Genomic DNA, 13,532 nt, shown 5'->3' on the forward strand with positions numbered 1-13,532 from the left:
CAACGAGGAGACCTGGATGAGTAAACAGACTGTCGGCGTGATCGGCCTGGGCGCGATGGGCGGCGGGATGGCGCGGTCCCTGCGGCGCGCCGGCCATGACGTTCACGTGCACGACGCGCGCCCGGAAGCCGCGGCGGCCTTCGCGCGCGAGGGCGGTCAGGCCCATGGAAGCGGAGCCGCGCTGGCGCGGCATTGCGATGTGGTGATCTCGGTCGTGGTGAATGCGGCGCAGACGGAATCCGTGCTGTTCGGCGAACAGGGTTGCGCAGCCGCCATGGCGCCCGGTTCGGTGTTCGTGATGTGCTCGACGGTCGATCCGGGCTGGTCCGCGGCCATGGAAAGCCGGCTGGCGGCGCTGGGGCTGCTGTACGTGGACGCGCCGATTTCCGGCGGCGCCGCGCGCGCGGCCAGCGGCGAAATCACCATGATGACGGCGGCGCGGCCCGAAGCCTATGCCAGATGCGACGCGCTCTTCGACGCCATGGCCGCCCGCGTGTACAAACTGGGCGACCGTGCCGGCGCCGGCAGCAAGGTGAAGATCATCAACCAGCTGCTGGCCGGCGTGCATATCGCCGCCGCCGCGGAGGCCATGGCGCTGGGCCTGCGCGAAGGCGTGGATCCCGAGGCCCTGTACGACGTCATCACCCACAGCGCCGGCAACAGCTGGATGTTCGAAAACCGCATGGCCCACGTGCTGGCGGCGGACTACACCCCCCTGTCGTCGGTGGATATCTTCGTGAAGGACCTGGGGCTGGTGCTGGACATGGCGCGGGCCAGCAAGTTTCCCCTGCCGCTGTCCGCCACGGCGCACCAGATGTTCATGCAGGCATCCACCGCCGGGCACGCGGCCGAGGACGACAGCGCGGTGATCAAGATTTTCCCCGGCATCGAGCTGCCTGGAGCACGCTCATGATCCGCCTTGGCTGCATTGCCGACGACTTCACCGGCGCCACCGACCTGGCCAACAATCTGGTGCGCGCCGGCATGCGCACAGTACAGACCTTTGGCGTGCCGAAGGGCGCGGCCGCCATCAAAGGTATGGACGCGGTCGTGGTGGCGCTGAAATCCCGCACCACGCCACCGGAAGACGCCGTCGCGCAATCGCTGCACGCTTTGGAATGGCTGCGCGAGCAGGGCGCCGCGCAGATCTACTTCAAGTACTGCTCCACCTTCGACAGCACCGCCCGCGGCAATATCGGCCCCGTGGCCGAAGCGCTGATGGATGCGCTGGGCGTCGATTTCACCATCGCGACGCCGGCGTTTCCCGACAATCAGCGCACGGTCTTCAAGGGCTATCTGTTCGTCGGCGATGTGCTGCTGAGCGAAAGCGGCATGCGCGATCATCCGCTCACGCCCATGACTGACGCCAACCTGGTGCGGGTGCTGCGGGCGCAGAGCCGGCGGCCGGTCGGCTTGGTCGATTACCGCACGGTGGCCGCCGGCGCGCCGGCCATTCGCGCGCGCATCGATGCGCTACGCAAGGACGGCATCGGCCTGGCCATCGTCGACGCGGTGTCCAACGACGACTTGCTGCGGCTGGGCGAGGCCGCCAGGGATCTGCCGCTGGTAACCGGCGGTTCCGGGCTGGCTATCGGGCTGCCCGCGAATTTCGGCTTGCAGCCATCGGCGGCGGCGCAACGCCTGCCGGCGGCCGGCGGCGCGCGAGCCATCGTTTCCGGCAGCTGCTCGCAGGCCACGCTGCGCCAGGTGCGCCACTACATCCATGCGGGCGGCGCCGCGCTGGCCGTCGACCCAACGCGGTGGGAGCAGGGGCAGATCCTGGACGAGGTCCAACGGGCGCTCGAATGGGCCCGTCCACGATTGGCGCAGGGCCCGGTGCTGATCTATTCATCGGCCGCGCCCGACGCCGTGCGGCGCGCGCAGGAATCGCTGGGCGCCGATCGCGCCGGCGCGCTGGTGGAGGACGCCTTGGCGCGCATCGCCCATGGGCTGGTCCAGGCCGGCGTGCGGCAAATGATCGTGGCGGGCGGCGAAACCTCCGGCGCCTGCGTGCAGGCCATGGGGCTGACGCAATTGCAGATCGGGGCGCAGATCGATCCCGGCATCCCGTGGTGTTACGGCAAGGGCGCGGACCCCAGCGTGCCTTCCCTGCATGTGGCGCTGAAGTCCGGGAATTTCGGGGCGGACAATTTCTACGTTCGGGCGTTTTCCCTATTGGCGGCCGCGGCGGTCCCGCGCGACGCGCTTCACGATGGGAGCCGGGCAGGGAAGGGCGAATGATAAGATTGCCGCGCTCCCGCGTGCGCCACAACCGCGCATCGCGCGCGTATCCGCGCCATGCCGCCGTCCCGGCTCATCCCGCGTCGTCCAATCCAAATCGTGAGACCGACCAAGAAAACCCTGACCAGCCGCGATATCGCCAAGGTGGCGGGTGTATCGCAAACCACGGTATCCCGCGTGCTGCAGGGGTCGCCGCTGGTGCAGCCGGAAACGCGCAAGGCCGTGCTGCAGGTCATCGACCAGCTGGGCTACCAGCCCAGCCAGGCCGCGCGGTCCATGCGCACAAGGCGCACCAATACCGTGGCGCTGGTGGTTGCCAGCCTGTCGATCAACCCGCTTTATCCCGCGCTGCTGCAGCTGATGTCTGCCGCGCTGCGCCGCAACGGATTGTATGCGTCCGTGTGGGAGGCGGAGGACTCCGACGAGGACACCATGCGGGCGCTGGCCGCGACATCGGTGGACGGCGTGATCGTCGCCACGGCCATGGATGCGGCGCTGCCGCTCCTGGCGCGCATCGGCGAGACGCGTCCCGTGGTGCTGGTCAACCGCACCGTCGCGTCGGATGCCTTCGACCAGATTTCCAGCGACAACCGCGCGGGCGCCGCGCAGGTGGCCGCGTATTTCGACGAACACCGCCGGCATCGGGTCGGCCTGGTGACGGGCGCCCTGGGCCGTGCGCACCCCAGTCCCATCCGCGACCGCGAAGCCGGCTTTCTGGCGGAACTCCACCGCCGCGGCATACCCATGAACGAAGACGTCATCGCCCGCGTGCCGTACTTCGCGTACCAGACCGGCTTCGACGCCGCCCGGCAATTGCTGGCGCGGGGCGACCTGGATGCGATCTTCTGCGCCAACGACATCGTGGCGATCGGCGCGCTGGACGGCGTGCGGGCCGGCGGCGCCAGGGTGCCGGACGACACCTGGGTGGTGGGCTACGACGATATTCCGATGTGCGCCTGGCAGGCGATAGACTTGACCACGGTACGCCAGCCGCTGGACGCGATGGTGGAGGCTGCCGTGGCGCGCCTGTGCGAGCGCCTGGGCACGGGCAATCTGCCGCCGCGTCGCGTGGTGCTGCCCAATACGCTGGTCGTGCGCGGCAGCAGCGCGTGAATGCAGCGCTGCGCATGGCTGGCTTGCCGGTAGCGCCGTCGAGCGCTTTTCCGTCCCGGTGGCTTCGAGCCGGGGCGTACCGTATCGAAGCAGCCGTCATGGAGATCCGATGGATACCGGACTGAAATCGTTGCGCGAGGAACTATGCCGAGCCGGGCGCAGCCTGTTCGAGCGCGGCTATGTGCATGGCACGACGGGCAATATCAGCGCGCGCGTGCCGGCGGCGGATGGCGGCGGCTTCCTGATCACCCCCACCGATGCCAGCCTGGGCTGCCTGGAGCCGGCGCGTCTCGCTTGGGTTGGCGAGGACGGCGTGCAGCGTGACGGCGATCGCGCCAGTAAAACGCTGGCCTTGCATCGCCGGATCTACCAGGCCGCGCCGCACGCCGGCTGCGTGCTGCATACGCATTCCCGCCATCTGGTGGCGCTGACCCTGCGCGGCGTGTGGCGCGATGGCGATATCCTCCCGCCGTTGACGCCCTACCAGGTAATGAAGGTAGGGCACGTGCCGCTCGTTCCTTATTGCCGGCCGGGCGATTCCGCCGTGGCCGAGCACGTGGCCCACCTGATCGCCGACCACGCGCGCGACGGCCGGACGCTGCGTGCCGTCATGTGCGACCGGCTGGGACCGCAGGTGTGGCACGAAACGCCGGCCGCGGCCATGGCGGTGCTGGAAGAACTGGAAGAAACCGCGGCGCTGTGGATTCTGGCCGATGGCCTGGCCCAGCCGCTGGACGACGCACGCATCGATGAACTGCGCCGGCATTTCGGGGCGCAATGGTAAGGAGCCATCGTGGTCAAGTTCGCAGCGAATCTCAGCATGCTTTACACCGAACACGGTTTCCTGGACCGCTTCCAGGCGGCCGCGGAAGACGGCTTCAAGGGCGTGGAGTTCATGTTTCCCTACGCCTGGCCGGCGCACGAACTGGCGGCCCGCCTGCGCGGATGCGGATTGGCGCAGGCGCTGTTCAACGCGCCGCCCGGCAGGGAAGACGCCGGTGAACGCGGGCTCGCCTGCCTGCCCGGCCGCCAGGCCGAATTCCGTGACGGCATCGAACGCGCGCTGGAATACGCGGAAGCGCTGTCATGCCCGCGCGTGCACGTCATGGCGGGGCTGGCGCCGCAGGGCGCGGACCGTGCCCGTCTGCGCGAGACCTATGTCGGCAACCTTGCATGGGCCGCGCAGGCCGCGGTCAAGGCCGGCCGCGACGTGCTGATGGAACCCATCAATACGCGGGACATTCCCGGCTATTTCCTGAACCGGCAGGCCGACGCGCATGCGATCGCCGAAGAGGTCGGGGCGCCCAACCTTAGGGTGCAGATGGACCTCTATCACTGCCAGATCGTCGAAGGCGACCTGGAGATGCGCATCCGCCAATACCTGCCCACCGGGCGCGTCGGGCATATCCAGATCGCGGGCGTGCCCGCCCGTCACGAACCGGACGATGGCGAGGTGAATTATCCCCATCTGTTCAAGGTGCTGGACGAATTGGGTTATGACGGGTGGATAGGCTGCGAATACCGCCCGGCGAACGGCACGCGCGCCGGACTGGGCTGGCTGCGCAGCGCGCGCGCCGCGGGCCTGGGAGCGTGATGCCATGGCAAAGAACACGGGCGTGAAGATATTGATCACCGGCGGCGCGGGCTTCCTGGGCACCCAATTGGCTCGCGCATTGCTGCGGCTCGGCCATTTCCGCGGGCAACCTATCGAGCGGCTGACATTGGCCGACCGCGTGGCCCCGGCGCATCCGGAAGTCGTCGCCGATGCTCGCGTAGCCGCGGACGTCGGCGATCTGCTGCAGCGCATGCCGGCCTTGCTGGCGGGGGCGCAAGATGTGGTCTTCCATCTTGCCTCGGCGGTCTCCGCCGAGTGCGAGGCCGACTTCGATCTTGGATTGCGTTCCAACCTGGACGCCACGCGCGCGCTGCTGGACGGGCTGCGCCAGCAGGCGATGCGCTCGGGCCAGCTGCCGGTGTTGTTCTTTTCCAGCTCCGTGGCGGTGTTCGGCTCGGATCCCGGCATTCCCCTGCCCGCGGTCATCCGAGACGACACCTTTCCCACGCCGCAATCCAGCTATGGCGCGCAGAAATTCATTTGCGAACAACTCATCGCGGAATACACGCGCAAAGACTTTCTTGACGGACGCGTGGCGCGCCTGATGACCGTCTCCGTGCGGCCGGGTCGACCCAACGGCGCCGCGTCCAGCTTCCTGTCCGGGATCATCCGGGAACCGCTGGCGGGGCTGCCGGCCGTCTGTCCCGTCGACCTGGACACCGCGGTCGCGCTGGCATCGCCGGCGAATACCGTAGCCGGCATCCTGGCTGTCGCGCAGGCGGACCGGGAAGCGCTGGGCGGCCGGACGGCCATCAACCTGCCCGCCTTGACCGTCACCGTCCGCCAGATGCTCCAGGCCCTGGAAGCCGTGGCCGGTAAAGAAACCGCCGCCCTGGTCACCCTTTCGCCCGACCCGGCGATCGCCCGGATCGTGGGCGGATGGCCGGCCCACTTCGACAGCCCCCGGGCGGCCGCGTTGGGGCTGAAGCCCGACGCCTCATACCGGGCGGTAATCGAGCAATACATCGCGGACAATAAAACAACGGGTTGACCGCTGGTTCCGCGATGAACGCCGGCCTAGCCGTTGTCGGACCGTGCGGGTGTTGCGCTCGCGGCCTGCCCGCATCGAAGGCGCGTGAGCCCCGCGGCCCGGCCTACTTGCGCCGCGCCGGGATCGTCAAGGCCGCGACCACCCCCAATGCGTGTATCACGCAGAACACCGCGAAGGTGCTGGAGAACGCGAAGGCTTGCCGTGCCTCGTGCGCCGCCAGGCTGGCGTGCAGCCAGATGGCCAGGCAGGTGGTGGCGATAGGCCCGCCCAGGCGCTGCACGATATTCAGCGCCGTGGTGGCCACGGGCAGTTTTTCCCTGGGGATGCTGGCGTACGCGGACGACATCGACGGGATGTTGATGGAGCCCAACCCCATGCCGCGCATCCACAGCAGCACGCAGATCACGGTGTCCGGCATGTCATAAAGGCCGACCAGCATGAAGGGCAGGGTGCCGGCCAACCCCAATAGGGCGCCGGCGGTGGCCACGCGCCGCGAGCCGAAGCGGTCCGTCAGCCGGCCCATCCACGGGAAGGCGCACAGCAGGCCGATGCCCATCGCCGCCAGCAGGATGCCGGCGCGCGAGGGGCTGTATCCGCGCGCGGCGATCAGGTACAGGGGGAACAGCAACTGCCCCCCGTAGGTCATGCAGTTGGTCAGGAACTGCGTGACGGCCGAGGGCGCGAACGAGCGTGCGCGGAACAGGCGGATGTCGATCAGCGCCGCACCGCCGCGGCGCGCGGCATGCCACAGGAAGGCCGCGAGCAGCAGCACCGCGGCGCCCAGTTCCAGCCAAATCGCCTCGGCATCGGCGGCGTCCGCGGTGCTGGCCAGCGTTTCCAGGCTGTGCAAAAGCATGGCCAGCGCGGGCGCCAGCATCAGGAAGCCTAGCGCGTCGAAATTGCGCCGGACGCGCATGTCCCTGTCCGGCGGCAGCACGCGCCAGGCCAGCAGGGTGGCCAGTATGCCGACCGGCAGGTTGACCAGGAAGATCCACGGCCATCCGGCGTGCTGCAGGATCACGCCCGCCAGGGTCGGCCCCAGGATGGGGCCTATCATCACCGGCATGACGGCGAACCCCATGACGCGGGCCATGTGCGGGCCAGCGGTGCGCGCCATCATCATTTGCGACATCGGCGTCAGCAGCCCCCCGGCCATGCCCTGCAGGACGCGGGACACGATCAGGCTGCTGGCGTCTGTCGCAATCCCGCAGAACAGCGACGTCAGGGTGAATATCGAAAAGCAGATCAGGTACACCCGCTTGGCGCCGAGCCGGTCCACCAGCCAGCCGGTCAGCGGCAGCGTCAGGGCCAGGGCGAGCAGATAGCCGCTCGATACCCACTGGATGGTCGTCAGGCTGGTATCCAGTTCCTGCGCCAGGGTGGACAGCGACACGTTGACGACCGTGGAATCCAGCTGCGCCATCAGCGGCGCCAGCATCACGACGCCGGCGATCTTCCATACCTGGGGATCGATGCGGCCTTCGTGGCGGGGCGCGGGGGCGGTGGTCTTGGATTTACCGGGCGATGTGGCGGACACAGGAGCGGGGAAAGGTCGGCTTGCGCGTGGCGAAGGATCTGCGCGGGGAATTCTAGTGGAATTCCCTTAAAAAGACCTGCGATCGCCACCGCGAGGCCCCGCCGTCCGCCGTAGGGCTGGGCTTGCGCCTGGCGCGGTCCCCGTCTTGCGTCAGTGGTTGAGAGCGGCCTCGATGGCGGCGACGCATTCCGCCACGTGCCTGTCGATGAGGCGCTGCCGCGTCTCCGTCATGCGGCTGCTGATGGAAGCCACGAATACCGCGGCGCTGGGCACGCCGCCGCGGTTGCGTATGGCGCGGCCCACCGCGACGATATCGAGCGCCGCGCGGCCTTCGTCCAGCGCGTAGCCCCGGCGGCGCGTCAGGCTGACCCGCTCGCGCAATACCTGTTCGGTCAGGCTATAGCGGCTCAGCTGCGGCGAGATCGCGCTGATCGCGGCATCCGCATCGTTGTTGTTCATGGCAGCCAGGATCGCCAGACCGGCGGCGCCTATCCCGAGCGGATGCCGGTCCCCCACATTGCGGGCCAATGTCTGGATCTCGAAAGCGCCCGCGATCCGCCGCAGGCATACGATTTCAAGGCCGCTGCGCCCGCTCAGGAAGGCCATGTCTCCGGTCGTTCGGGCGAGTTGCCGCAGCGCGGGCTCGGCGGCGTCCTCCACATTGGTCTCGGGAAGGGCGCCAAGGCCCAATTCGTGCAGCAAAGGACCGAGCCGGTACCCCCTTCTCCCGGGATCGCGCGCCAGCATGCGTTCATGCACCAGGCGTTGCAGCAGGCGGTGCGCCGTCGACTTATCCAGTGAAGCCATTTCCGCGATGTCGATCAGCCGCAGATTGTGCGACTTGCTGGATGCGACCAGTCGAATCAGCTGTATGGCCCTGCCCACGGTCTGTGACGTCGATGTGGCGTTGGTCACGATTTGTTCCTTGCGTACCAATGTACAGTCGCCGGCGCGAACGGCGCTACGGCCAGCCGGCCCCACTGGTTTCAAGCCTCGCGCAGCAGCTTCAGCGCCGTACCGCAGCAGATGCATTGGCGCTCCGTGGGCGTCATCCCCGGGACCGCGTCCAGCGTAGCGCCGGGATGGTCATCGGCCATGTCGAATGGCGCATCGGTCCCAATGCAGACATGATCCGCGCCCACAAGGTCGATAAGATAGCGCAGTGCCTGCGGCTCGAAGACAAGGCTGTCGAAATAGATGCGCTTGAGCAGCGCCTTCGGGGTGGATTTGCTGATGCCATGTGTCTCGCCGCGCACCGCATGCCCGTGAACCAGCCGCCCGATCTGGTAGGGAGCGAAGCCGCCGCCATGCGCAAGCACGATCTTCAGGTCGGGCAGTTCGTCGAGCCGGCCGGAAAACATAAGATTGGCAAGCATCACCGTTGTGTCGAGGGGATTGCCGATTAGATTGGTAAGGTAATAATTTTCCAGGCCGCTCTTGGCGCCAACATAATAAGGGTGCGCAAATACGAAGACGCCCAGCTCGGAGGCCCGCCGCAGCAGGGGGCGAAAACGTTCCTCGGCCAGCTGTGCGCCCTCGATGGAAGTGCCGATCTCCACGGCCTTGAAGCCGAACTCCCGGACCACGCGTTCCAGTTCGGCGATCGCGGCATCGGGGTGCTGCATCGGCACGGTCGCCATGCCGCGCAGCCTTGCGGGCGCGCCCGCGACCATGTCGGCGACGCCATCATTCACCAGGCCGGCCACATCGAGCGCCAGATCGGCGTCGGCCCAGTAATAGAACATCGGCGGCGCGGGCGAAATGACGGATATCTCGATGCCCCTGCGGTCCATGGCCTGCAGTTTGGCTTCGGTCTTGTGGAATTCATCGAACAGCGGATAGACATATCCCTGATCGTGAATGACCTTGCGCGCGGCGCCTTGTCCCTCGATACGCGCGCGAAAGCGGCCTGGGTCGGCCGCGATCGCCGCGATGATGCGATCGGGGATGACGTGGCTATGGATGTCGATCCGCTTGGGTTGCATGCCCTTCCTATCCTTCCCATCCTGCGTTTACATGTGGAACCGACCACTGGCTGACCGCCATGGGCTTGAGCACCGGCTCGCCCAGGAACGGTGCCGACAGGCAGTAAAGGCCCGCGTGCGTCGATAGCCAGATCAGCTTGCGGTCCCATTCGATGAAAACGGCTTCCGACGTGCCGCGGCGCCAGCTCATGTAGTCCTCGATTTCGCCGTCGCGCGGCGGCACGAAATACGCAACCTCCGTGGGGGAGGTCGGGTCGGAGATGTCGAAAAGGCGCAGGCCCGCATTGAGATACGACAGCGCCACGACATCGGGGCGAGCTTGTCCGGGCGCGATCCAGTGCTGCATGACGCGCGAACTGAACCGGCCTCGCGCCATCGCGAAATCCTTGTACGGCGCGTCCGGGTGCGGCGTCGGACGCGGGAACAGCCCGATGATGCGCGGATTGGCCGGGTCTTTCACGTCGACGACGTAGCTGGTATGGAAGGGTTCGCGGCAGTCGGATTCGAGGGATTCCGGTATCGCGATAACCAGGTTCTGCAATCGGGGATAGTGCTTTGCATCGGCGGTCACGGGAACGACATGGTGATAAGGAATTCCCCCGATGGCTTCGAGCGGATGCGTCACCTTGCCATACACCTTGGGATTGCGGATGTCGGACAAGTCGTGCACATACATGCCGAAATGGCCCCAGCCGCCGTAGCCGACGGTGCCGCCATCCTCGACCCTGACCGGGACGATGCAAGGGGTACGGTTGCACGTCCAGGAGCACTGGTCTCCGGCGAACGGATAAGTCGCGCGGTAGTACGCTTCCTCGTCCAGGCGCTGGCCCGGGACCCACCAGCGCGATACTTCCTTCACATTGGCGGGATCGGACATGTCGACGATCATCAGTGCGTTGCTGTAGACGCGCTCCGTGCTCTCCATGCGCAGTTGATCGTCCCACCCGCAGGCCAGGTAGGCGTACTTGCCGCCGTCATAAAAAGGCAGGTGGACCCCGTGGCCGGTTTTTCCCGTTTCGAATTCGTTCAGCAGCACCGTCTTTTCGGGGTTGGTCACGTCGTAGGTCTTGATGCCGCGAAAGCCGGGATCGCCGACGGACTTGGCGGCGTATTCATCGTGATATTTTCCGCGCGGATATTGCGTGGTTCCTGGCGTCAGCGGCATCTGGTGCGCAACGACGCGTATCCACTTCTTCAGATCCTTGTTGTAGACGCAGCTTTGGAACGTGGCAAGCCCAGCCTCCGAAATCACAGTCGCCTTCCTGGGATCCGTGATGTCCACCCAGCCGCCCTGGAAAGCGATCAGACGGCGCGTGCCTTTCGCCCACAGGCACGAATGCTCGTCCCCGAAAATCGTCAGCTTGATCGACGGGAAAAAATCGATGATCTCCATGTTGGAGATGTATTGATTGCGGTCGAGATAATTCAAGGCACCGGCTGGCAGCCGGAAAGGCACTGTTCCACCACCCGGCATCACGCCATCGATTCTTCCGGCCTTGGCGGCGGACGTTGAAGACGGAACGTGATCGTCATTTCGTGCCATTGCTGATCTCCTGCAGGTATGGGCTGTTTGTGTTGTGCGCCGATCTGGGGCCGAGTGTTGCGCCGGCGCGTGCCGAAATCGCCTTGCGGCGCATCACGCCGGCGATCGCGACCATGACGAGCGACAGCATCGCGAAGCCGGAGGTCTGGATAACGCCGGCGGCGGTCCAACCGAATACTTCCTTCAGTTCCGCCAGGAGGTAGCCCGCGAAGGCCGCAGGGATGTAATAGGCGGCGATGAACAGGCCGGACCCCTGTGCCGTCTTGGCGGGAGTCATCGATTCAATGATGATGGCGGACAGGTTCGAGTAAAGCAGGCTGAGTATCGAGACCCCGTAGATGGCGGCCAACGCGGCGTGCAAGAACACCGACCGGTTCAGTTCCGTGAAGGAGAGCCCGCCGGAGAGCGCCGCCAAGGGCAGCGCCACGAAAAGGATCCTGCGATAGCCGAAACGGTCGCCAAGCCAGCCGCTGAGGGGGGCGACGAACCCGCCGATCCCGATGGCGCTCATCACGGCAGCGGCCTGCGCCGGCGTGAAATTGAGCGCGTTGCGCAGGTAGGTCGGATAAAGGCCGAAGAGACCGAAAACAGCCACGCCCGCGCAGATCGCCGCGATCCCCAGCGCGATGGTGTTCGGGTTCCAGATGGTTTCGTTCGTTCCCAGCGCGGCGGTCCCGCCCGCCCTGGTCAGGGCTTCTTCGTTTTCCTTGCTTTCGCTGAACCACGGCTTGACCCATATCCAGACGGCGGCCATCGTGATAACGCCCACCAGGCCGAACACGATGAACGGCCTTTTCCAGTCGAATGCATTCAAGAGCATGACCGTGGTCGTGGGCCCCAGGAAGGATCCGATGCCGTAGAAGCATGAGATCGAACCGGTCACCAGCGCGCGGTGCTTGTAGAAATGGCAGGTGCCGATGGCGATCAGTGCGGTTGCCTGCATCGCTTCGCCCAGGCCGGATATGAAACGGTAGGCCAGAAGGTCTGGAATCCCTTGCGCATAAGCGGTCAGCAGCGTGGCAAGGGAAAAAATGAAGAGTCCCAGCAGCACCACCGACTTTCGCGACATGAATCCGAGCAGATAGCCGGTCGGGATGGCGGCGATGCCCATGCCCAGCGTGAACATGGTGGAGGCAAGGCCGACCTGAGGCAACGATAGATTCATCGCGCCGCGCACCTCGACCGCGAGCACCGAGAACAGGCTGCGATCGACCGCGTTCAATATATAGGTCAGCAGCAGGATTAGGAACATTACCAACGCGGCGTGGCGTTTCTGCACGATGTAGCCTCCTTGGGGAGCTGTGACGCGGCGCTCACGCCGCGTTCAGGTGGCTTGCTGTCCTGCTGCGCTCGGTGATGCGTTTCACGTCGGCCCAGGCCCTGGTCATGTCGGCGAGCGCGTCCATCTCATGCGCGGCGATCCGCGCCAGCACGGCGCCGGCCTTGGCCAGATCCTGCTCGTAGCGAAGCACCTTGAAGAGCTCCGACGACGCCTGCATGTGTTCTGCCGCCGACGCTGTCGGCGCCGTTTCCAACCCGCGGATGGCAAGCTCCCGCGTGACGCGGCGCAGATAACCGGCGGCGCCGGCACGGCCGAGCACGCCGTGGTTGGGGATGTTTCCCCGCACGAAAAGCGGAACCGGCGCACCGTCCGGCCCGAACGTATCCTTAACCTTGCCGGTCTGGATCAGTGCCGCGAACGCCGCCATACCGGGCGCGCCGGTCTCGAAACGCGGGATCTGCCATTGGTTGCCGAACATCGCATACGGCTTCGGAAAATCGCCGGACAGGATTTTCAGATTGCGGCGGAATGAATGGCGGATCGATTGCGCGATATCCCAGTCGGGGTCGCGGCCAGGCTCCACCCAGACCATCAGATAGGGGCCATAGCCATCGTGCAGGCTCCATTCGCCCTCGAACGGATGATGATGTTCCCACGGCTCGTAACCGCGCGGACCTCGCTGCGATGCCTGCTCCCAGGCGGCGCGGAAAACATCGATGGGCGCCTCGTAGCGCGAATGAGGCATCAGGTCGTTCGGTTCGAAGATGGTGACGGTACCGCGATCGAGCTCGTAGCCGGCGACCACCACATGATGGCCGAATCCGGTCTTGCCCATCGTTTCATGCTGGAATTTCAGCCGCGGCGAAGTCTTCGCGCCGTACGGCAGCATCAGCGAGTAGTGCAGCCCGACCTGTACGGGAACGCCGCGATCGACCAAGCCGCGCAGCTTCGCGAAAGCCTCCTCGAAGCCGCCTTCATGGTCCTGCTCCCAATAGCCATGGAAGCCCAACGCGCGCGGCGTGTACTCCCATATCTCGTGGAAGGCGCCCGCGCCCCCGTTGAAGGCGGGCGCGCCCCATGCCGGCGTCCAACGGAACGAGAAACCGTCGCCCGAGGTGCCGTCGGCGAATAGGACGTCGCGTTCGCCATGCAAGCGGAACATGCCCAGCAATCCCGTGAAGTAGCAGCGTCCGGCATTGCCGTTTTCCGGATACCCCTTCGGGCC

Annotated in this window: 12 protein-coding genes; 6 read left to right on the plus strand and 6 right to left on the minus strand. The window is 66.3% G+C overall.

The features are described from left to right. Nucleotides 1-16 precede the first annotated feature (16 nt). The 6 genes from ltnD (at nucleotide 17) to denD (ending at nucleotide 5,960) form a co-directional block, all read left to right on the plus strand. Nucleotides 17-913, plus strand: coding sequence for an L-threonate dehydrogenase (ltnD, locus tag AKI39_RS05600; RefSeq protein WP_066633460.1), 897 nt, complete (start codon nucleotides 17-19; stop codon nucleotides 911-913). Further along, complete coding sequence (gene otnK, locus AKI39_RS05605) at nucleotides 910-2,241, plus strand: 3-oxo-tetronate kinase (RefSeq protein ID WP_066633463.1); 1,332 nt, start codon at nucleotides 910-912, stop codon at nucleotides 2,239-2,241. The genes ltnD and otnK overlap by 4 nt, the downstream gene beginning before the upstream one ends. Nucleotides 2,242-2,340: 99 nt before the next feature. After that, complete coding sequence (locus AKI39_RS05610; protein WP_235610754.1) at nucleotides 2,341-3,354, plus strand: LacI family DNA-binding transcriptional regulator; 1,014 nt, start codon at nucleotides 2,341-2,343, stop codon at nucleotides 3,352-3,354. A gap of 109 nt (nucleotides 3,355-3,463) precedes the next feature. Next, nucleotides 3,464-4,138 (plus strand): class II aldolase/adducin family protein, encoded by a 675-nt coding sequence (locus tag AKI39_RS05615; RefSeq protein WP_066633466.1) that lies wholly within the window; start codon nucleotides 3,464-3,466, stop codon nucleotides 4,136-4,138. Nucleotides 4,139-4,147: 9 nt separating this feature from the next. Then, a complete protein-coding gene (otnI, locus tag AKI39_RS05620; RefSeq protein ID WP_066633469.1) occupies nucleotides 4,148-4,948 on the plus strand; it encodes a 2-oxo-tetronate isomerase in 801 nt (266 codons plus the stop codon). A 22-nt stretch (nucleotides 4,949-4,970) separates the two neighbouring features. After that, entirely contained in the window at nucleotides 4,971-5,960 is a 990-nt protein-coding gene (gene denD / locus AKI39_RS05625; RefSeq protein ID WP_066642269.1) for a D-erythronate dehydrogenase, read from the plus strand. Between the two features lie 103 nt (nucleotides 5,961-6,063). Here the strand turns inward: denD and AKI39_RS05630 are convergent, their stop codons facing one another. The 6 genes from AKI39_RS05630 to AKI39_RS05655 form a co-directional block, all read right to left on the minus strand. Further along, nucleotides 6,064-7,497, minus strand: a complete 1,434-nt coding sequence (locus tag AKI39_RS05630) for a DHA2 family efflux MFS transporter permease subunit (RefSeq protein WP_066633471.1) — start codon at nucleotides 7,495-7,497, stop codon at nucleotides 6,064-6,066. A gap of 150 nt (nucleotides 7,498-7,647) precedes the next feature. After that, nucleotides 7,648-8,412, minus strand: coding sequence for an IclR family transcriptional regulator (locus AKI39_RS05635; RefSeq protein WP_066642271.1), 765 nt, complete (start codon nucleotides 8,410-8,412; stop codon nucleotides 7,648-7,650). A gap of 71 nt (nucleotides 8,413-8,483) precedes the next feature. Further along, a complete protein-coding gene (locus tag AKI39_RS05640; protein ID WP_066633472.1) occupies nucleotides 8,484-9,482 on the minus strand; it encodes an amidohydrolase family protein in 999 nt (332 codons plus the stop codon). A gap of 7 nt (nucleotides 9,483-9,489) precedes the next feature. Beyond that, nucleotides 9,490-11,025: an LVIVD repeat-containing protein gene (locus AKI39_RS05645; RefSeq protein ID WP_145925198.1), complete on the minus strand. Its 1,536-nt coding sequence runs from the start codon at nucleotides 11,023-11,025 to the stop codon at nucleotides 9,490-9,492. Then, complete coding sequence (locus tag AKI39_RS05650) at nucleotides 11,012-12,304, minus strand: MFS transporter (protein ID WP_145925199.1); 1,293 nt, start codon at nucleotides 12,302-12,304, stop codon at nucleotides 11,012-11,014. Before AKI39_RS05650 ends, AKI39_RS05645 begins: the two co-directional genes overlap by 14 nt. 34 nt (nucleotides 12,305-12,338) lie before the next feature. Next, the gene (locus tag AKI39_RS05655) at nucleotides 12,339-13,469 is read right to left on the minus strand and encodes a hypothetical protein (protein WP_145925200.1); all 1,131 of its coding nucleotides are present in this window, start codon (nucleotides 13,467-13,469) and stop codon (nucleotides 12,339-12,341) included. Between the last annotated feature and the right edge of the window lie 63 nt (nucleotides 13,470-13,532).

This window comes from Bordetella sp. H567 (genome assembly GCF_001704295.1).
Lineage (GTDB): Bacteria > Pseudomonadota > Gammaproteobacteria > Burkholderiales > Burkholderiaceae_B > Bordetella_C.

Bases quoted from the DNA above. Each gene is read 5' to 3' on its own strand.
- ltnD (WP_066633460.1), top strand. From the start codon at position 17: ATGAGTAAACAGACTGTCGGCGTGATCGGCCTGGGCGCGATGGGCGGC.
- otnK (WP_066633463.1), top strand. From the start codon at position 910: ATGATCCGCCTTGGCTGCATTGCCGACGACTTCACCGGCGCCACCGAC.
- AKI39_RS05615 (WP_066633466.1), top strand. From the start codon at position 3,464: ATGGATACCGGACTGAAATCGTTGCGCGAGGAACTATGCCGAGCCGGG.
- AKI39_RS05640 (WP_066633472.1), bottom strand. From the start codon at position 9,482: ATGCAACCCAAGCGGATCGACATCCATAGCCACGTCATCCCCGATCGC.
- AKI39_RS05645 (WP_145925198.1), bottom strand. From the start codon at position 11,025: ATGGCACGAAATGACGATCACGTTCCGTCTTCAACGTCCGCCGCCAAG.
- AKI39_RS05655 (WP_145925200.1), bottom strand. From the start codon at position 13,469: ATGTTCCGCTTGCATGGCGAACGCGACGTCCTATTCGCCGACGGCACC.